Annotated in this window: 15 protein-coding genes; 11 read left to right on the top strand and 4 right to left on the bottom strand. The window is 72.5% G+C overall.

Going from position 1 to position 20,068, the window contains the following annotated elements; genetic code table 11:
- The first annotated feature begins 146 nt into the window (after positions 1 to 146).
- Positions 147 to 1,238, top strand: a complete 1,092-nt coding sequence (locus ACFW9Z_RS31925) for a glycosyltransferase family 4 protein (protein ID WP_384646254.1) — start codon at positions 147 to 149, stop codon at positions 1,236 to 1,238.
- A gap of 44 nt (positions 1,239 to 1,282) precedes the next feature.
- Here ACFW9Z_RS31925 and ACFW9Z_RS31920 read toward each other — a convergent pair whose 3' ends face one another.
- Together ACFW9Z_RS31920 and ACFW9Z_RS31915 are read right to left on the bottom strand one after the other, a co-directional pair.
- A complete protein-coding gene (locus tag ACFW9Z_RS31920; protein WP_384646252.1) occupies positions 1,283 to 2,908 on the bottom strand; it encodes a PucR family transcriptional regulator in 1,626 nt (541 codons plus the stop codon).
- A gap of 117 nt (positions 2,909 to 3,025) precedes the next feature.
- The gene (locus ACFW9Z_RS31915; protein ID WP_384646250.1) at positions 3,026 to 3,964 is read right to left on the bottom strand and encodes a TauD/TfdA dioxygenase family protein; all 939 of its coding nucleotides are present in this window, start codon (positions 3,962 to 3,964) and stop codon (positions 3,026 to 3,028) included.
- Between the two features lie 521 nt (positions 3,965 to 4,485).
- On the opposite strand from ACFW9Z_RS31915, the gene ACFW9Z_RS31910 reads away from it, so the two are divergent.
- From ACFW9Z_RS31910 to ACFW9Z_RS31870, 9 genes are all read left to right on the top strand, one after another.
- Positions 4,486 to 5,733 (top strand): ROK family protein, encoded by a 1,248-nt coding sequence (locus ACFW9Z_RS31910; protein ID WP_384646248.1) that lies wholly within the window; start codon positions 4,486 to 4,488, stop codon positions 5,731 to 5,733.
- 100 nt (positions 5,734 to 5,833) lie between these two features.
- The gene (locus ACFW9Z_RS31905) at positions 5,834 to 5,905 is read left to right on the top strand and encodes a putative leader peptide (protein WP_311597362.1); all 72 of its coding nucleotides are present in this window, start codon (positions 5,834 to 5,836) and stop codon (positions 5,903 to 5,905) included.
- 287 nt (positions 5,906 to 6,192) lie between these two features.
- Positions 6,193 to 7,797 carry an ABC transporter substrate-binding protein gene (locus tag ACFW9Z_RS31900; RefSeq protein WP_384646246.1) on the top strand — a complete coding sequence of 535 codons (1,605 nt, stop codon included), beginning with the start codon at positions 6,193 to 6,195 and terminating at the stop codon, positions 7,795 to 7,797.
- Between the two features lies 1 nt (position 7,798).
- Positions 7,799 to 8,743: an ABC transporter permease gene (locus ACFW9Z_RS31895; RefSeq protein ID WP_384646244.1), complete on the top strand. Its 945-nt coding sequence runs from the start codon at positions 7,799 to 7,801 to the stop codon at positions 8,741 to 8,743.
- A gap of 7 nt (positions 8,744 to 8,750) precedes the next feature.
- Entirely contained in the window at positions 8,751 to 9,665 is a 915-nt protein-coding gene (locus tag ACFW9Z_RS31890) for an ABC transporter permease (RefSeq protein ID WP_384646241.1), read from the top strand.
- On the top strand, positions 9,662 to 11,542 hold the full coding sequence (locus tag ACFW9Z_RS31885; RefSeq protein ID WP_384646239.1) for an ABC transporter ATP-binding protein: 1,881 nt from the start codon (positions 9,662 to 9,664) through the stop codon (positions 11,540 to 11,542). Before ACFW9Z_RS31890 ends, ACFW9Z_RS31885 begins: the two co-directional genes overlap by 4 nt.
- Positions 11,543 to 11,640: 98 nt before the next feature.
- Positions 11,641 to 12,474, top strand: a complete 834-nt coding sequence (locus tag ACFW9Z_RS31880) for a formylglycine-generating enzyme family protein (protein ID WP_384646291.1) — start codon at positions 11,641 to 11,643, stop codon at positions 12,472 to 12,474.
- Positions 12,471 to 14,294 (top strand): sulfatase, encoded by a 1,824-nt coding sequence (locus ACFW9Z_RS31875; RefSeq protein ID WP_384646236.1) that lies wholly within the window; start codon positions 12,471 to 12,473, stop codon positions 14,292 to 14,294. Before ACFW9Z_RS31880 ends, ACFW9Z_RS31875 begins: the two co-directional genes overlap by 4 nt.
- The gene (locus ACFW9Z_RS31870) at positions 14,291 to 16,627 is read left to right on the top strand and encodes a sulfatase-like hydrolase/transferase (protein WP_384646234.1); all 2,337 of its coding nucleotides are present in this window, start codon (positions 14,291 to 14,293) and stop codon (positions 16,625 to 16,627) included. Before ACFW9Z_RS31875 ends, ACFW9Z_RS31870 begins: the two co-directional genes overlap by 4 nt.
- Positions 16,628 to 16,679: 52 nt before the next feature.
- Here ACFW9Z_RS31870 and ACFW9Z_RS31865 read toward each other — a convergent pair whose 3' ends face one another.
- The gene (locus ACFW9Z_RS31865; protein ID WP_384646232.1) at positions 16,680 to 17,027 is read right to left on the bottom strand and encodes a MerR family transcriptional regulator; all 348 of its coding nucleotides are present in this window, start codon (positions 17,025 to 17,027) and stop codon (positions 16,680 to 16,682) included.
- 69 nt (positions 17,028 to 17,096) lie between these two features.
- Between ACFW9Z_RS31865 and ACFW9Z_RS31860 the strand changes: the two genes are divergently transcribed.
- Entirely contained in the window at positions 17,097 to 17,906 is an 810-nt protein-coding gene (locus ACFW9Z_RS31860) for an aminotransferase class IV family protein (protein ID WP_384646230.1), read from the top strand.
- A 28-nt stretch (positions 17,907 to 17,934) separates the two neighbouring features.
- On the opposite strand, the gene ACFW9Z_RS31855 is transcribed toward ACFW9Z_RS31860, so the two are convergent.
- On the bottom strand, positions 17,935 to 19,737 hold the full coding sequence (locus tag ACFW9Z_RS31855) for a glycoside hydrolase family 15 protein (protein ID WP_384646289.1): 1,803 nt from the start codon (positions 19,735 to 19,737) through the stop codon (positions 17,935 to 17,937).
- Positions 19,738 to 20,068 lie beyond the last annotated feature (331 nt).

Below are 20,068 nucleotides of genomic sequence, written 5' to 3'. Positions count from 1 at the left end.
GAATTCACCTGTAAGAGTGGTGGCGTCCGGTCGGTTGTCGGTGCGGGCCCGGCAGCAACGTTCCGGCAGTGCCGGAACGCGCGTACGGGCTGGCATCCTTGGCGCTGTACTTACCGCCGACTCGGGGACCCCGGGAGCCAATCAACGTGTCACAACTGCGTACGGTCCAAGTCCTGGGCGGCGGCAGTGCGGGCAGCAGCGCGCACGTCAGTTCGCTGGCCGCCGGACTGGTGGCGCGCGGGGTGCAGGTCACCGTCTGCGCCCCGGCCGCCGTGGACCACGCCTACGACTTCACGGCCACCGGGGCCCGGTTCCTGCCGGTGCCCCGGCGCAGCGACCCGGCCGCCGTCGCCGCGCTGCGCGCCGCCTGCACGGGGGCCGACGTGGTTCACGCCCACGGGCTGCACGCCGCCGCACGTACCGCGCTCGCCCTGAGCGGGCGGACCGTGCCGCTGGTGATGACCTGGCACACCCGCCGGTACGCCGAGGGGGCCCGCCGTCAGATCCTGCACCTGCTGGAGCGAAGAGCCGTACGGGCGGCGGCCGTTGTCCTCGCTCCTTCGTCCGACCTGGTGGACCGGGCGCGGAGGCGAGGGGCCCGGGATGCGCGGCTCGCCCCGGCCGCCGCACCCGTACCGCGCTCGGCCGGGGCCCTGCACGACGGCAAGGCACGGGCCGAACTGGGGGCGGTGGAGCGGCCGTTGCTGATGGCCGTCGGCAGCCTCGTGCCGCACCACGGCTTCGGCACCCTGCTGGACGCCGCCCGCGTCTGGCGCGGACTCGACCCCGTACCCCTGCTCGTCATCGCTGGGGAGGGGCGCGACCGGGACGCACTCCAACAGCGGATCAGGAACGAGGAGTTGCCCGTCCGGCTCATCGGATGCCGGGACGACGTGGGCGAGTTGCTCGCCGCCGCCGACCTGGCCGTACTGCCCAGCCGCTGGGAAGGGCGCTCCCTGCTGGCACAGGAGGCGCTGCGCCTCGGGGTGCCGCTGGTCGCGAGCGAGGTCGGCGGTGTGGCCGAACTCGTGGGTGAGGCCGCCGAACTGGTGCCGTACGGCAACGCGGAAGCGCTCGCCCGGACCGTCGTGCGGCTGCTGGGGGACCCCGGGCGGCGCGCGCGGCTCGCCGAGGCCGGGCGGGAGCAGGCGGCGGGCTGGCCCACCGAGGACGACACCATCGCCCATGTCCTCAGCGTGTACGACGAGTTGGCGCAGCCGTCCCCGTGGGGTCGTTGAGCTGTGTGGTTGCTGATCTGCGTGGTGCGGTGGCGGGTGCTGGCCTACGTTGTGTGGCGGCGGGCCCGTAGGGCCAGGCTCAGGGCCAGGACCGTCTGCGGGTCGTCCAGGTCCGTGCCCAGCAGCTCGCCGATCCGGGCCAGCCGGTTGTAGAGCGTCTGGCGGTTGAGGTGCAGCTCGCGCGCGGTCTCCGCCTTGCGGCCCGCGTGGGCCAGATACGCCTGGAGCGTCGGCAGCAGCGGCGGGCGCGAGGTGCGGTCGTGCTCACGCAGCGGACCGATCGCCCGGTTCACGAACGCGGCCAGGTCCGGATGGTCCCGCAGCCGCCACAGCAGCAGGTCGATGTCGAGCCGCCGGGCGTCGTACCAGGGCCGGTCGTCCAGCCCCTGCGCCGCGGTCGCCGTCTCCGAGGCGTGCCGCAGCCCCGCGCCCGCCGCCGCCCAGCCGCCCGCGACGCCGACCACGACCACCGGAGGCTGCGAGCCCGCGCGGTCGAGACCCGCCCGGGCCACGCCCGCCCGCAGCGCCGCCGCCACCCGGTCCGCGACCGCCGACCGCTCGCCCTCCGAACGCAGCCCGAGCAGCAGCGGAACCCGCCCCTCCACGGGCCGTACGCCCAGCAGCACCGGTACGCCGACCGAGGCCAGCTCCTCCAGCACCGCGCGGGCCAGCAGCGCCCAGTTGCCCGAGGGGGACAACTCGGGCGCCAGCCGCATCACGACCGGGAGCAGCGGGGTCTCCCCGGGCCGGAAGCCGAGCACCCGGGCCTGGGCGGGCGCGTCCTCCGGGGTGATCCGGCCCTCCGCGAGGTCGGTGAGGAAGTCGCCCCGGCCCCGCGCCGCCAGCTCCTCCTCCTGCCGGGCCTGCATCAGGACCACCGCGAGCAGCCCCGCCGCCCGCTCCGCCGCCATCCGGTGCACGGTCGCCAGCGGCCCCGAGACGGCGAGCAGCACCAGCCGGGCCCGTACGGCACCGGTGTCCGGACCGCCGCCCGGAACGTCCACCAGGACCGCACCCACCGGCGGGGACTCCCGGGCCGCCCGGTCGCCGCGCATCCCCTCCCAGACCTGGAGCGGGTCCGCGCCCACCGGACCCGTGCCGGTGGACGCCGCGTACAGGAGCTGGCCGTCCGGCGTCTCCAGGAAGACCGGGTTGGCGGTGAAGTCGGCGAGGATGCCGAGGACCTGCGGCACTCCGCCCCCGTCGAGCAGCGCCCGGGTGGCGCGCCGGTGCACCTCCTCCGCCTGCTGGAGCAGCGCGTAGTGGCCGTTGACGATCTCGGTGTGCACCTCCTCCGTCACCGCGACGAACGGCACCTCGCGGTGGAGCTGGACCAGGGGCAGCCCGGCCGCGCGGGCCGCGTCCACGATGGAGGCGGGCAGTCTGCTGAAGCGCGGGCCGAGCTCCACCACCAGGGCGGCGATCCCCCGGTCGGCGAGGCGGCGGACGAACGCGCGCTGTTCGGCGGGGCGGGTGCCGAGGCCCAGCCCTGTGGTGAGGAGCAGTTCGCCGCCCTTGAGGAGGGAGGCGATGTTGGGCACCTCGCCCGCGTGCACCCAGCGCACGGTGCGGGTCAGCCGGTCCGCGCCCGCCACCACCTCAGGGAGGCCCGCGCGCAGCCCCGGCAGCTCCAGCGCCCGCTGCACGGTGATTCCGCTGTGGCTCTCCACGTACCCGGCCCGCTTTCCCCTTGTGCCACGCCCGTACCCCGGGCGTCCGTCCTGTTCAGGACGCTACCGCCCGGGGTACGGGGCGCGCATGGCAGGGGAGGCCTGCGGAGCGCGGGATCAGGCGGCCGTGGAGGCTCCGGACGCGATACCGAAGGACGGGTCCGGCACCTCCTCCGGCGAGATCAGCGTGGAGGAGCGGCCGTCCACGCCCACCGGCACGTCCCCGTCGATGGTGACGCGGCGGAGCTTGCGCTCGTGGGCGTCGGAGTCGTCGACCCCGTAGTGCTGGGTGGCGCGGTTGTCCCAGATCGCCACGTCGCCGACCTGCCACTGCCAGCGCACGGTGTTCTCCGGGCGCTCGATGTGCGACTGGAACAGGTCCAGGAGCGCACGGGAGTCGCGGCCCGTGAGGCCCGCGATCCGCTGCACGAAGTTGCCCAGCAGCAGGGTGCGCTCACCGGTCTCGGGGTGGACGCGCACCACCGGGTGCTCGGTGAGGAACTTCGTGGACGTGAACACCTCCTTGTACTGCTTCAGCGCCTCGGGCACGGCCTGCGGGCGCAGTGCCGCGTAGTCGTAGTCGTTGGAGTGGACCGCGCGCAGGGAGTCGGCCAGGACCCGCAGCGGCTCGGGGAGCCCGTCGTACGCGGTGGCGGTGTTGGCCCACAGCGTGTTGCCGCCGTACGGGGGGATGACGATCGCGCGCAGGATGGAGAAGGCCGGGTAGGCGGGGACGAAGGTGACGTCGGTGTGCCACTGGTTGGCCCGGCCGCCGTGGTCGGAGTCGATGCCGAGGGAGTAACGGCCGTCGGCGGACGGCACGGTGGGGTGGGCGACCGGGGTGCCGAGCAGTTTGCCGAACGCCTCGTGGCTGTCCTCGTCCAGGTGGTCCTGGCCGCGGAAGAAGACGACCTTGTTGGCGAGGAGCGCCGCCCGGATCCCGGCGACGGTCTCGGGGGAGAGGTCCCCGCCGAGGCGGACGCCGGAGATGACGGCGCCGAGCCGGCCGCCGACCTTCTGGACGGTGAGGGTGGAGGTGGTGGTTGCCGAGGACATGGCGGGGTTCCTTTCGGGACGTTCGGGGTGTGTGCGGTCCACCCCATTGATTAATCTTGGAGCGAAATTAATTCGGGCGAAGATCGGCCCCCGCTGGAGAACCAGGGGTGAAGCGGGGCCCATGAGGAGGAGGAAGCGCGGTGCGGCCGGAGAAGCGACCGGTCAGGCAGCGGTACAGCGGCGCGGACACCCGGGCGCCGCTGCGGTGCGGCCGGCGTGGGCGGGCCGCGCGTCGGAAACGGCCGTCGCGAACATGCCCCGGAGAATTCCAGCGCCCCTCGGCCCGCGTCAACCACCCGTCCGTGCCCCGGGAGGTGTCGGACGGTGGTTGAATCGGCGCTTGCACACGGCCCGGCCGCGGTCCGGCAACGCACCGTCAAACCGCCTCTGAGCAGCGGTTTTCCCTGCGATTTCGGACAGGTCGGCCACCCCGCCCGACAACCGGGCGCGGGCCCCGGCGCAATTTCATGCCGCCGTAACGTTGCGAGTGCCCCCGTGGCGCAGGACCGAAGGAAGGCCCCATGACTGCCGCCCCCCAGCTCCCTCGGACGATCACCGCCCAGCCCGCCCAGCCCGCCCAGCTCCCCCGCGCGACCGGTGACGGCCGGCGCGAGGCCAACGCCGCCACGGTGCTGCGCGCGGTGCTCGACCACGGGCCCGTCGCCCGCCGGTCGATCGCCCAGCTCTCCGGCCTCAGCCCCGCCGCCGTATCGCGTCAGTGCGTCGACCTGGTCCGCCTCGGCCTCGTCCGTGAGCTGCCCGAACGGGTGGAGAGCAGCGGGGTCGGCAGGCCGCAGATCCCGGTCGACCTGCACACCGGGGCGAGCGACGGACCGGTGGCGGGCGGGGTCCACATCGGGGTGCCGGGTTCGACGTTCGGCCTGCTGGATCTACGGGGCCGGCTGCTGGCCCGCCGCACCTTCCCGCACGACGGCATCGCCCCCGGCGACCTCTCGCGCGAGGTCGTCGCCGGGCTGCGCGCCTTCCTCGCCGAGACCACCGGGGACCACCACCTCCTGGGGGTCGGCGCCGCGCTCGGCGGATGGGTGGACCCCGCACTCGGGACAGCCGTACGGCACGACACCCTCGGCTGGCACCAGCGGCCGCTCGCCGCCGAACTCTCCCGGGGCCTCGGCGGGATCGACGTACGCATCGACAATCACGCCCGCGCCATCGCCCAGTCCGAGATCCTCTTCGGCCGGCCCGCCGCCCGCCGCAGCCTGGTCCACCTCTTCATCGGCAACGTGGTCGACGCGGCCCTGGGCATCGCCGGGGTGGTCCACCAGGGGCCGGGCTCCGGCGCGGGGGACGTCGCCCACCTGCCCGTACCGGACTCCACGGTCACCTGCCCCTGCGGCCGGACCGGCTGCCTGGAGGCGACGGCCTCCAACATGGCCGTCGCCCGGACCGCCGTGCGGCGCGGGATCGTGCCCGAGGCCGATGTGTTCCTGCTGGTGGACGCGGCGGCGGCCGGGGACCGGCGGGCGGACCGGCTGCTGCGCGAGCGGGCCCGCGCGGTCGGCCGGGCGACCGCCCTGCTGCTCGACGTCCTCAACCCCGACCTGGTCGTGGTCACCGAGCACTCCAGCCTCCTCAACCCGGAGTACCTGGAGGAGATCAGGGGCGCCGCAGTCGATCTCTCGCATGTCTGCGGGGACCCCGAACGGATCGTCAGTCCGCATGCCGGAATGACCGTACTGCCCGTCGCCGGGGGCACGATCGCGCTGAACCCCCTGTTCAGAAGCCCTTTGGCGGCCTCCCAGCGGTAGCCGCGCGTATGGGGCAGGAGGTGATTTCGTACCAAGATCCGGACAGACCAGGTTGACCGCCCGGCGAAGCCACTGTCATATTGCTCCCGTGAACCCGGACATGCGCCTCATCTCCCGCAGGCACGTCGACCTCTGTCGACAGGCCAGCGCGGTCTGTGCCGTCCGCGGCTGACCCGGACCCCTCCGCGTTCCACGGGCTCCCTCCGCGGAGCTCCTCCCAGGACCAGGTCCTGCGCTGACCCGGCGCCCTGAGCGCCCCTTCTTCCCGTACGCCGGTGGGCCCGGCCCTTTTCCCGGCCGGCCGCCCCCGGCCCGTACGGGCTGACTCCTCGATCCCACCGCGTTCCGCACGCCGGTGACACCTGTACACGCGTCTCCGTTCAATTGCTCCCGCAGCGGAACGAATAGGTGTCACCACCCGCCCCACCCACCGTCCCTCACTGTCACAGGCAGGCTTCGATGACCGAGCTGTACCCCTCCCCGTCCCCGTCCACCGGACTTTCCCGGCGCTCCACCCTGCTTGCCGGCGGCGGCAGTGCCCTGCTGCTCGGACTGGGCCTGACGGGCTGCCGCTCGGCGGTCTCGGAGAGCTCGTCCGCTCCGCAGGAGACCGGTGCCGGTGCCAAGCCCCAGCGCGGCGGCATTCTCAACCTCGCCATCAACGCCGACTTCACCCCCGCCCTGCTCTTCGCCCAGAGCGGCCAGTCCCTCCAGCAGCGGCTGATCTACAACACCCTGACCCGTTACGACGACGACCTCACGCCCAAGCCGGAGCTCGCCACCTCGTGGACGTACGCGGAGGACGGGCGCAGCATCACGCTGAAGCTGCGCGACGACGTCACCTTCCACGACGGCCGTTCCTTCACCGCGGACGACGTCATCTTCGCGGTGAAGAACCTCCAGAACCCGGTGCGCGCCGCCCAGTTGCGCAGTACGGCGGCCACGATCACCGGGTTCGAGAAGCGCGGCGACCACGAGCTGGTGCTGAAGCTCGCCCATCGGGTCAACAACCTCTTCGACCTCTTCGAGTTCATGATCATCACCGATGAGAAGACCGTCGAGGACGCCGTCACCGGCAAGAAGCTCATCGGCACCGGACCGTTCAGGCTGAAGAAGTGGAGCCCCGGCTCCGGGCTGAGCCTGACCCGTAACGACAGCTACTGGCTGCCGGACCGCCCCTACCTCGACGGGGTCGAGCTGCGGGTGATACCCCAGGCCGACGCGCTGATCTCGTCCCTGCGCTCCGGCCAGTCCCAGCTCTCCTTCGGCGTACCGGGCAAGAGCCTGAGCGTCATCAAGAGCGACCCCAAGCTGAAGATCACCAACTACGACACCGGGGCGGGCGCCATCTACCTCGGCGTCAACACCACCGTCGCCCCGCTGAGCGACAAGACCGTCCGGCAGGCCCTCGCCTGGGCCATCGACCGGGACCGGCTCCTCGCGCAGACCCTCGGCGGTTACGGTCTCGCCTCCGCCGCTCCGTGGCCCAAGTCCTCGCCCGCCTTCAGCGAGGCCCACCGCACCCATTACACCCACAACCCCGGCAAGGCCCGCGAGCTGCTGAAGTCCGCCGGGCACAGCAAGCTCGAACTGCCGCTGCTCCACATCGGGCTGCCCGGCGAGACGGCCATCGCGGAGTCCATCCAGTACGACCTCAAGCAGATCGGCGTCCACGTCACCCTGGAGCCGACCGACGGGGCCACCGCGCAGAAGAAGCTGATCTCGCAGGAGATGCCGGCGCTGTGGACCATGGGCCACGGCTTCGCCCAGGTCCAGCCCTCCACGCTCGCGGTCAGCGCGTACCCGTTCAACGAGGCCAAGAACACCTCCAAGTACCGCTCCACCACCTACACGAAGGTCGTCCAGGAGGCCTGGACGAAGCCCGGGACGAACGCGGCCGAGGCCAACGCCCTGCACGAGAAGATCTCCGGCATCCTGCTCGACGAGGCGTTCATCATCGACCTCGTCGTACGCGGCCAGGTCCAGGTCAACGCCGACCGGCTGCACGGCGTCGCCCTGAACAAGTTCTCCTATCTCAACCTCGACGACGCCTACCTGGTGTGACATGCGCGGCTACCTGCTGAGGCGGCTGCCCTCCGCCCTCCTCGTCCTGCTCGCGGCCTCGTTCCTGATCTTCACCATCATCCGGCTCGTCCCCGGCGACCCGGCGTCCTCGCTGGCCGGGCCCGACGCGGACGCGGCGACCGTCGCCGCGATCCGCGAACGGCTCGGCCTGGACGCGCCGTTGCTCACCCAGTACGCGCACTGGATCGGCTCCCTGGTCACCGGCGACCTGGGACCCTCGTACGCGATCGGCGGCCAGGTCGCCGACCTGATCGGCGACGGGCTCGGCGCCACCGTCGAACTCACCGTGGCCGCCCTGCTGTTCGTCATCGTGCTCGGTACGGCCTTCGGCATCCTCGGCGCCACATCGCGCAGCGGCTGGGTCCGCAGCGCGATCCGGGTGACGACGACCGCCGCCCTCGCCGTACCGCCCTTCGTCAGCGGCGTCCTGCTGGTGATCCTGTTCGCCGTCGTCCTCGGCGTGCTGCCGCCCGGCGGGCGGGTGTCGTTCCTCGGCGCCCCCGACCTCGCCGCGCAGTACCTGCTCCTGCCCGCCCTCTGCCTCGCCCTCCCCAGCGCCGCCGTGCTCGGCCGCTACCTCAAGGACGGGATCGAACGCGCGCTGGCCGAGGACTACGTCCGTACGGCCACCGCCGCCGGGGTGGCGCCCCGCCGGCTGCTGTGGCGCCACGCCCTGCCCAACGCCCTCCCGCCCGTCGTCACCCTGCTCGGCATGCAGACCGGACACCTGCTCGGCGGGGCCGTGCTCGTCGAGGCGATCTTCGCCTGGCCGGGCCTCGGACAGCTCGCCGAACAGGGCCTCAGCCGCCGCGACTACCCGGTCGTCCAGGACCTGCTGCTCCTCCTGGTCGCCGTCTTCGTCGTCGTCCAGCTGCTCACCGACCTCGTGTACGCCTGGCTCGACCCCCGGATCAGGTGGGAGTGACACCGCCATGACCTCGACCCCCGACCTCGCCCCGGCCTCCCCGGCAGCTCTGCGGAAACCCGCACAGGCCCCCCGGGGAGGCAGCCCCCGCAAGACCCGCAGAACCTCCCGCCACCCCTACCTCACCGCCCTCTCCACCGCCCGAGCCCGCACCGGTCTCGTCCTCGTCGGCGCGGTCGTCCTCGCCGGTCTGCTGGCCCCGCTCCTCGCCGGGCACGGGCCCACCGACCAGAGCGGACTGAGCCTCGCGGGCGTCGGCACCCCCGGGCACCCGCTCGGCACCGACGACCTCGGCCGTGACCTGCTCAGCCGGGTGCTGTACGGCATCCGCGCCGACCTCGGCATCATCGCGATCGCCGTCCCCATCGGCGCGGCCCTCGGCTGCCTGCTCGCCCTGGCGGCGGCCGCGCACCCGGTCCTCGACACCCTCGTCCAGCGGATCTTCGACCTCATCCTGGCCTTCCCGGGGCTGATCCTGGCGCTCGCCGTGACCGCCATCCTCGGCCCCGGCCGGCTCCCCGTCGTCCTGGTCATCGCCCTTGCCGAGATCCCCGCCTTCGGGCGGCTGCTGCGCGGCGGGATCCTCGTCCAGCGGGAGCGGGAGTACGTCACCGCCGCCCGGGTCGGGGGCAGTTCGGGCCCCCGGGTGCTGGTCCGGCACATCCTGCCCAACGCGGCGGACCCGCTCATCGTCCAGGTCGCCGTCTCGCTGACCGTCGCCGTCTTCATCGAGGGCGCGATGAGCTTCCTCGGGGTGGGCGTCCGGCCGCCGGAGCCCACGCTCGGCTCGGTCCTGAGCCAGTCCATGCCCTATCTCGCCCAGGCCCCGCACTTCGCCGCCGGGCCGCTGATCACCGTGACCGCGCTCGTCCTCGGGCTCTCGCTCATCGCCGAGGCGCTCAACCGGGAGGTACGCCGATGACCGCCCAGCCCCAGGACCTCATACCGGGGAAGACCGCCGGGGAACTGCTCGAAGTCCATGACCTGGGCGTCGAGTTCACCGCCCCCGACGGCTCGGCGCTGCGTGCCGTGCGCGGGGTCTCCTTCACCCTGCGCCGGGGCGAGACGCTGGCCGTCGTCGGTGAGTCCGGCTCCGGCAAGTCCACCACCGCCCTCGCCCTGACCCGGATGCTGCCCGGCACCGGGCGCGTCTCCACCGGATCGGTCCTGCTGGACGGCCAGGACCTCGCCGCCGCGAGCCCCGAGGAGCTGCGCGCGGTGCGCGGCGCCCGGATCGGCATGATCTTCCAGGACCCGATGACGGCCCTGAACCCGGTGCTCACCGTCGGCCGTCACCTGGACGAGGTGCTGCGGGCCCACGGCAGACAGGACAAGGCCGCCCGCCGGGCCCGCGCGGTCGAACTCCTCGACCGGGTCGGCATCCCCGAACCCCACCGCCGTATCGACGACCACCCGCACCAGTTCTCCGGCGGCCAGCGTCAGCGCATCCTGATCGCGATGGCGCTGGCCGGTGAGCCGGACATCCTGCTCGCCGACGAGCCGACCACCGCGCTCGACGCCACCGTCCAGGAGCAGATCCTCGCCCTCCTCGCCGACCTCAACCGCGAGACCGGCACCGCCCTCGTCCTCATCACCCACAACATGGGCGTCGTCGCCCGCTCCTGCGCCCGCGTCCTCGTCATGTACGGCGGCACGGTCGTCGAGGACGGCCCGACCGCCGAAGTGCTCACCCGCCCCCGCCACCCGTACACCGCCGGACTCCTGGCCGCCGTCCCGCGCCTCTCCTCGCCCTCCGGCACCCGGCTCACCGGTATCCCCGGCTCCCCGCCCGACCTCACCCTCCTCGGGGACGGCTGCGCCTTCGCCGAGCGCTGCACCCTGGTGGAGGACCGCTGCCGTACGGGGGTGCCCCCGCTGGTCGCGCTCACCGACGGCGTACGGGCGGCCTGCCTGCCCGCCGCCGGGCGCACCGAACCCCTGCCCGCCCCCGCCCCGCCCGCCCGCATCGACCGCCCCGCCCCCGGAGCCGTGGTCCTCACGGCGGACGGGCTGCGCAAGACATACCGGCGGCGGGGCGTGCGCGGGGGCGGGTTCACCGCGCTCGACGGGGTGTCGCTGACGCTGGCCGAGGGGGAGACCCTGGGCATCGTGGGGGAGTCCGGCTCCGGCAAGTCCACCCTGGCCCGGGTCCTGGCCCACGCCCATCCCTCCGACGGCGGCACGGTCAGGCTGCGCGGCCAGGACATCACCCGGCCCTCGCGCCGTGAGCTGCACGCGGTGCGCCGGCAGATCCAGATGGTGTTCCAGGACCCCTACGCCTCGCTCAACCCCCGGATGACGGTCGGCCAGATCGTCGCCGAACCGCTGATCGCCTTCGGGCTGGGCGGCCGGGACGAGCGGGAGGCCCGGGTCGCGGAGCTGCTCACCCTCGCCGGGCTCGACCCGGCCGTGGCGGACCGGCATCCGCGCTCCTTCTCCGGCGGCCAGCGCCAGCGCATCGGCATCGCCCGCGCGCTCGCCCCCGGTCCGTCCGTCCTGATCTGCGACGAACCCGTCTCCGCGCTCGACGTCTCCGTCCAGGCCCAGATCGTCGGCCTGCTCACCGACCTCCAGCGCGATCTGGGGCTCGCCCTGGTCTTCATCGCCCACGACCTCGCCGTGGTCCGGCAGGTCAGCCACCGCATCGCGGTCATGCACCAGGGCCGGATCGTGGAGACCGGCAGCGCCGACGACGTCTGCGAGAACCCCCAGGACCCGTACACCCGGGCCCTGTTGGCGGCGGCACCCGAGCCCGTACCCGTAAAAGCCCCGCTCCGGAAGTCCGAGGTGCTCGCGTGAGCGCGTGCTGCACCCCGGGACGCGCCTGTACGGGGGCGTCCACGGCCCTCCTGCCGCTCCCAGCCGTACGCCGACCGGCCACCGCGGAAGCCGGACAGATGGCCGAACTCCCCGGCGGCACCTTCCGCATGGGCGACGCCTTCGACGAGGGCTACCTCGCCGACCGGGAGGGCCCGGTACGCGAAGTCACCGTGGCCCCCTTCGCCATCGACACCACCGCCGTCACCAACGCCGAGTGGTCGGCCTTCGCGGACGCCACCGGCTACCGCACCGACGCCGAGCGCTACGGCAGCAGTTACGTCTTCCACCTGCTGCTCCACCCCGAGGCCGCCGGGCGCCATGTCCTCGGACGGGTGCCCGGCGCCCCCTGGTGGCTCGGCGTCACCGGGGCCTCCTGGGCCGCGCCGGAAGGGCCGGGCTCCGACCTCGCGGACCGGGCGGACCACCCGGTCGTCCACATCTCGTACGACGACGCCCTCGCCTACTGCGAGTGGACCGGGACCCGGCTGCCCACCGAGGCCGAGTGGGAGTACGCGGCACGCGGCGGCCTGGAGGGCGCCCGCTATCCGTGGGGCGACGAACTCACCCCCGGCGGAAGGGAGATGTGCAACACCTGGCTCGGCCGCTTCCCGCACCGCTCGGACCGGCCCGGCGGCCGTACGGGGACCGTGCCCGTCACCGCGTACGAACCGAACGGCTACGGGCTCCACAACACCTCCGGCAACGTCTGGGAGTGGTGCGCCGACGCCTTCGGGCCCGGTGAACGGGTCATCCGGGGCGGCTCCTACCTCTGCCACACCTCCTACTGCAACCGCTACCGGGTCGCCGCCCGCTCCCACAACACCCCCGACTCCTCGACCGGCCACGGCGGCTTCCGCCGCGCCCGCGACCTGAAGCCCCTCGATCCCGCGGAAGGACGGAACACCGCGTGAAGGCCGTCATGGTCATGTTCGACAGCCTCAACCGGCATCTGCTGCCCCCGTACGGCGCCGACTGGACCCACGCCCCCAACTTCCGCCGCCTGGCGGAACGTACGGTCACCTACGACACCTGCTACGCCGGGTCCATGCCCTGCATGCCGGCCCGCCGTGAACTCCACACCGGGCGGCACAACTTCCTCCACCGGGGCTGGGGTCCGCTGGAACCGTTCGACGACTCGATGCCCGAGATCCTGAAGCGGCACGGCGTCTACACCCACCTCGTCAGCGACCACCAGCACTACTGGGAGGACGGCGGGGCGACCTACCACGGGCGGTACAACTCCTGGGAGTTCTTCCGGGGTCAGGAGGGCGACGCCTGGAAGGGGCAGGTCGCCGACCCGGAGATCCCCGAATCCCCGCGCGCCACCCGCAACGACCTCTGGCGGCAGGACTGGGTCAACCGGCAGTACCTGGACACCGAGGCGAAGCAGCCGCAGACCCTCACCTTCGACGCGGGGATCGAATTCCTGCGGACGAACCACACCGAGGACGACTGGTTCGTCCAGATCGAGACCTTCGACCCCCACGAACCCTTCTTCACCCAGGACCACTACAAGGACCTCTACCCGCACGACTACGACGGCCCGCACTTCGACTGGCCCGACTACAACCGGGTCACCGAGACCAAGGAGCAGGAGCAGCACGCCCGTTACGAGTACGCGGCGCTGCTCTCCATGTGCGACCACTCGCTCGGCCGGGTGCTGGACGCGATGGACGAACTCGGGCTCTGGGACGACACGTTGCTGATCGTCTGCACCGACCACGGCTATCTGCTGGGGGAGAAGGGCTGGTGGGCGAAGGTCGTCACACCCTGGTACAACGAGCTGGTCCACACCCCGCTCTTCGTCCACGACCCGCGCCGCCCCGACCGCGCCGGGACCCGGGACGCGGCCCTCGTCCAGACCATCGACCTCGCCCCGACCCTGCTGGACTTCTTCGGCGCCGCGCTTCCGCCGGACATGCAGGGCCGGCCGCTGCGCGAAACCGCCGACGCACAACAGCCGCGTGAATCAGCCCTGTTCGGCATGTTCGGCGGGCACGTCAACATCACCGACGGCCGGTACGTCTATATGCGGGCCTGTCACGACGACACCAACCAGCCGCTGTACGAGCACACGCTGATGCCCACCCGCATCCGGGGCCGCTTCACCCCCGAGGAGCTGACCGGCCTCACCCTCGCCGAGCCCTTCCCCTTCACCAAGGGCGTCCCCACCCTCCGTATCCCCGCCCACCCCTCACCCCTCCTCGGGCCACAGCGCTTCGGCACCCTCCTCTTCGACCTGGCGGCCGACCCGCTCCAGGAGAAGCCGGTCAGCGACACCGCCGTCGAACTGCGCATGGCCCGGCTCCTGGTGGAACGGCTGCGCGCCAACGACGCCCCCGCCGACCAGTACACCCGCCTCGGACTCCCGTACGCCCCCGAGGACGTCGGCGAGATCCATCTGCTGGTCGACGCCCAGCGTGAGCGGGCCGAGGCGGGACGCCAACCCGCCGCCCGCTCCCACGAGTTCACCGAGGGCGCGCTCAACCTCCGTACCCCACTGGCAGACCTCCTGGCCGAACCGGCGGCGGCCGACGCGGTCCGCCGGATCGTCCCCGGCCTCCTGGACACCGAGCTGCTCACCGTCCGGGGCGGCTCCACCCTCCTCCAGATCGCCGCCTTCACCGGCCACCCCGGACGCGCCCAACTGACCGCGCTCGCCGACGAACTGGCCCGCCTCTTCCCCGCCTCAGACCACCACTCCAGCCACGACGGAGAGCCCAGCCGATGACCACCGACCCCGCCGCCGCCCCCGACCCCACCCGCCGTGACCCCTACGACGGCTTCCCCGGCCGGATCGGCCGCACCTTCGCCGAGTCCGAGCCGTCCTGGCCGCCGCGCACCGCACCTGGCGAGAAGGCCCCCAACATCGTGGTCGTCCTCGTCGACGACATGGGGTACAGTGACATCGGCCCGTTCGGCTCCGAGATCGCCACGCCGACGCTCGACACCCTGGCCGAGGAGGGCGTCCGGCTCTCCAACTACCACACCATGCCGCTCTGCTCCCCGGCCCGCGCCGCCCTGCTCACCGGCCTCAACCCGCACCGCGTCGGCTACTCCATGGTCGCCAACGCCGACCCGGGCTTCCCCGGTTACGGCATGGAGATCGCCGACGACATCCCCACCCTGGCCGAACTGCTCCACGACACCGGCTACGCCACCTACGCCGTCGGCAAGTGGCACCTGGTCCGCGACTCCGCCTCCAACGCCGCCGACGACCGGGACAACTGGCCGCTCAACAAGGGCTTCGACCAGTACTACGGCGTCCTCGAAGGGCTCACCAGCCTCTTCCACCCGCACCAACTGGTCCGCGACAACAGCCCGTTGGGCATCGACGAGTTCCCGGACGACTACTACTACACCGACGACATCACCGACCAGGCGATCTCCATGGTGAAGTCGCTCCGCGCCCACGACCCCGACAAGCCGTTCTTCCTCTACCTCGCCCACAACGCCGTCCACGGCCCGTTGCAGGCCAAGGCCGAGGACATCGCCCGCCACAAGGGCCGCTACGACGAGGGCTGGGACGTCCTGCGGACACGCCGCTTCGCCGCCCAGCTCGCCGCCGGACTCCTCCCGCCCGGCACCGAACTGCCCGACCGCAACAGCGAGGCCGGACTCGACGTCCCCGCCTGGGACAGCCTCACCGAGGAGCAACAGAGGCTCTACGCGCGGTATATGGAGGTGTACGCGGCGCTCGTCGACAACATCGACCAGAACCTCGCCCGGCTCACCGAAACCCTCGAAGCGCTCGGCGAACTCGACAACACCATCATCGTCTTCACCTCCGACAACGGCGGCACCGGAGAGGGCGGCGCCGAGGGCACCCGCTCCTACTTCAGCCGCTTCGTCCACCACCCCGCCCTCCCCGGCGACTGGACCCCCGACGTCGACCGGGACCCCGAACTCATCGGCGGCCCGCGCAGCCTGGTCCACTACCCGCGCGGCTGGGGCATGGCCTCCAACACCCCCTTCCGGCTCTACAAGGGGCACACGTACGCGGGCGGGGTCCGCGTCCCGTTCGTCCTCTCCTGGCCCAGGGGCGCCCGCGAAGGGCTCCTCGCCCCCGGGGTGCGCACGCAGTACCAGTACGTCACCGATATCGCCCCCACCCTCCTGCGGCTGGCCGGACTGGAGCGCCCGGCCGAGCGGCGCGGGGTCACCCTCCAGGAGCCGGACGGCATCAGCTTCACCCCCGTGCTCGCCGACCCCGACCACGCCTCCACCCACCCCGAGCAGTACTGCGAGATGACCGGCAACCGCAGCTACTACCGGGGCGGCCACAAGCTCGTCACCCTGCACCGCCCCGGCACCCCCTACGACGACTCCGAGTGGGCGCTCTACGACATCCGCACCGACCCCACCGAGATCCACGACCTCGCCGCCGAACGCCCTGACCTGGTCAAGGAGTTGTCCGAGGCCTGGGAGACCGCCGCCTGGCGCAACGGGGTCTTCCCGCTCCCCGACGGCAGCGGCGCCCTCGCCCGCCGCAACCCCGCCGAACAACGGCTGACCCGGCCGCTGACCCTGCTGCCCGGCACCCCCGAGCTGGAGCGCTACCGCTCCTCCCGGCTGGTCTCCCTGCGCTCCTTCGAGATCACCGTGGTCATCGACGAGACGGGGGAGGGGGTGCTCGTCTCCCACGGCGACCAGGGCGGCGGCTACAGCCTCTACGTGGAGGACGGCCGGCTCCACCTCGCGTACAACGAGTACGGCGTCCTCTACGAGACCGACGCCGGACCGCTCGCGCCGGGAGAACACGTCGTCGTTCTCATCGCCACGGCGGAGAAGGGCCTGCGCTGGTCGTTCACGGTCAGCGTCGACGGCGAGGTGAGGGCGACCCCGCCCAGCGTCCACCAGCTCATCGGCATGGCCCCGTTCCAGGGCATCAGCGTCGGCATCGACCGCAAGTCCCCGGTCTCCTGGCCGCTGTTCGAACGCCACCGCTCGTTCCGGTACGGGGGCACCCTGCGCTCGGTCACCTACACCCCCGGGGAGCCCGGCCCCGACTCACCGGAGGCGGTCGCCGCCGCGCTCAAGCAGGCGGCAGCGGCCTTCGAATAGACCGACCCGTACGGCCCCGGGGCAGCCGCCCCCGGGGCCGTACCCCTCACCGCTACCCCCGCGCCGCCAACAGCCCGGCCAACGCGCCCCGGCTCCGCCGCAACGCCTCGATCTGCTCGTCCAGCTCCTCCAGCTCCCCGTCCAGGATCGCCCGCAGCTCCGCACACCAGTCGAACCCCGGCTGCTCGCCCCGGGCACACGGCAGCACCTGACGGATCACCTCGGTGGAGAGCCCGGCCCGCAGCAGCGCGCGGATCTTCCGTACGGAGGCGACCGCGTCCTCGTCGTAGGCGCGATAGCCGTTCGCCCCGCGCCCCGCCTCCAGCAGCCCCTGCGCCTCGTAGTACCGCAACGACCGCGCACTGACGCCCGTCCGCCGGGACAGCTCCCCGATCAGCACGATCCCCCTGCCTTCCCCGCACTTCGGCGCTTGACCTTGTCATCGGTGTCAAGCCTTAACGTCACACACATGAGCGAAGATTCCTCGAACCTCGTACACGTGAACGGCCGGACGGCGACCGCGGACGACCTGGCCCCCCTCGCCTTCGCGGGCCACGCCCACTTCACCGCGATGCAGGTCCGCGACGGCCGGGTCCGCGGTCTGGACCTCCACCTGGAACGGCTGCGGTCCGCGTCGGTCGAGCTGTTCGGCCGGGCCCTCCCGGATGACGTGGTCCGCGCCCACCTCCGTACGGCACTGGCCGCCGGACCGGCCGCCGGCCTCTCGCTGACCGCCACGGTGTACTCCCCGGCCGGAGAGTTCACCGCGGCCGACGCCGACCCCGCCCTCCTGGTCCGTACCGGACCGCCGTCCTCCGGCCCCGGCGGCCCGCTCGCCCTCGCGGCGGTGGAGCACGAACGGTTCCTGCCGCACGTCAAGCACGTCGGCGAGGTCGCCAAGACCCACCTGCTCCGCCGGGCCGCCACCGAGGGTTTCGACGACGCCGCCTTCCTGGACCGGGAGGGCCGGTTCAGTGAGGCAACGATCTGGAACCTGGTGTTCTGGGACGGCGAGTCGGTGGTGTGGCCCGAGGCCCGGATCCTGACCGGCACGACGCTCGGCATCGTCCGCAGGCAGCTGACCGCGCTCGGCATCGGACAGCGGGTCGCGGCGGTCACGCCCGACGACCTGCCCGCCCTGGCCGGCGCGGCCGTCATGAACTCCTGGACCCCGGGCGTGGCCGTCCACCGCATCGGCACCACCGAACTGCCCGCCGCGCCCCGGTTCCTGGAGGCGTTGCACCGGGCGTACACGGCCGAACCGCCCACCGCGCCGTGAGGGGCACGACGGGCGGTCCGGTGAGGGCTCAGCCCACGTACGCGCCGCTCGCCGTCAGCCGCAGGGCCGTGTCGATCAGCGGGACGTGGCTGAACGCCTGCGGGAAGTTGCCCACCTGACGCTGGAGGTTGGAGTCCCACTCCTCGGCCAGCAGGCCCAGGTCGTTGCGGAGCGCGAGCAGCTTCTCGAAGAGCTGCCGCGCCTCGTCGACCCGGCCGATCATCGCGAGGTCGTCGGCCATCCAGAACGAACAGGCCAGGAACGCGCCCTCGTCGCCCGCCAGACCGTCGACGCCCGCCTCCTCGCCCTCGGTGGGGTAGCGCAGGATGAAGCCGTCCTCCGTGGACAGCTCCCGCTGGATCGCCTCGATCGTGCCGATGACCCGCTTGTCGTCCGGCGGCAGGAAGCCCATCTGCGGGATGAGCAGCAGGGAGGCGTCCAGCTCCTTCGACCCGTAGGACTGGGTGAAGGTGTTGCGCTCCTTGTCGTAGCCGCGCTCGCAGACGTCCCGGTGGATGTCGTCGCGGAGCTCGTACCACCGCTCCAGCGGGCCTTCCACGTCCCCGGACTCGACCAGCTTGATCGTCCGGTCGACCGCGACCCACGCCATCACCTTGGAGTGCACGAAGTGGCGGCGGGGGCCGCGCACCTCCCAGATGCCCTCGTCGGGCTCCTCCCAGTGCTTCTCCAGGTACTCGATCAGCTTGAGCTGGAGGCCCATGGCGTAGTCGTTGCGGGTCAGCCCCGTCATGTGCGCCAGGTGCAGCGCCTCGGTGACCTCGCCGTAGACGTCGAGCTGGAGCTGGTTGGCCGCGCCGTTGCCGACGCGGACCGGGCCGGAGTTCTCGTAACCGGGCAGCCAGTCCAGCTCCGCCTCGCCGAGCTCGCGCTCACCGGCGATGCCGTACATGATCTGGAGGTTCTCGGGGTCGCCCGCCACCGCCCGCAGCAGCCACTCACGCCACGCCCGGGCCTCTTCCCGGTAGCCGGTGCGCAGCAGCGAGGAGAGGGTGATCGCGGCGTCCCGCAGCCAGGTGTAGCGGTAGTCCCAGTTCCGTACGCCCCCGATCTCCTCGGGGAGCGAGGTGGTCGGCGCGGCGACGATGCCGCCGGTCGGGGCGTACGTGAGGGCCTTCAGGGTGATCAGGGAGCGGACGACCGCCTCCCGGTAGGGCCCGTGGTACGTACACTGATCGACCCATTCGCGCCAGAACAGCTCCGTGGCCTCCAGGGACCCCTCCGGGTCGGGGAGGGCGGGCGGCTCGCGGTGCGAGGGCTGCCAGCTGATCGTGAAGGCCACCCGGTCGCCGGGGCCGACGGTGAAGTCGGAGTAGGTGGTCAGGTTCTTGCCGTAGGTGTCCGCCTCGGTGTCCAGCCAGACGGAGTCCGGCCCGGCGACGGCGACCGTACGGCCGTCCACCTTGTGCACCCACGGCGTCACCCGGCCGTAGCTGAACCGCATGCGGAGCTCCGAGCGCATCGGCACCCGGCCGCTGACGCCCTCCACGATCCGGATGAGCTGCGGTGCCCCGTCCCGCGGTGGCATGAAATCGGTCACCCGTACGGTGCCGCGGGGCGTGTCCCACTCCGATTCCAGGACGAGGGAGTCACCGCGGTAGCGGCGCCGGTCCGCCGACAGCGGTTCGGCTCCTTCCGCCCTCGCCGGACCCAGACGCCAGAAGCCGTGCTCCTCGGTGCCCAGCAGTCCTGCGAAGACGGCGTGCGAATCGAAGCGGGGAAGGCACAGCCAGTCCGCTGTACCGTCCCGGCAGACCAGGGCAGCGGTCTGCATGTCTCCGATGAGTGCGTAATCCTCGATGCGCCCGGCCACGTGCGTCTCCAGTCGAACGGCCATGTCGCCCCGTCCGGGGCGCTTACTGGGGTCAGGGGTCAAGAGGGTCGTAGGGTCTTCACCCTGGAGGAACCGACGAGTTCCTGTCACCGGCAGCGGGCCTGGGTGGTGCCGCCGTCCGGCCGTCTCGGCAGCGAGTGTCCGAGCAGGATACGACGCGGTACGAAGATCCGCGCGACGGTCCCCGCAACATCTCTGCGCTGATCGGGTGGGACGTGAAACGACGGGGGTGATGGTGTGACGCCCCTGTGCAGGGTGTGGCCGGAAGCAGCCTCTCCCTGTCGCTGTTACCCTGGTAGCCCGTGGACCG

This window comes from Streptomyces sp. NPDC059452 (genome assembly GCF_042750035.1).
Classification (GTDB): domain Bacteria; phylum Actinomycetota; class Actinomycetes; order Streptomycetales; family Streptomycetaceae; genus Streptomyces.
Note: the sequence above shows the minus strand (reverse complement) of the source record. Positions and strands in the feature narration are given on the sequence as shown.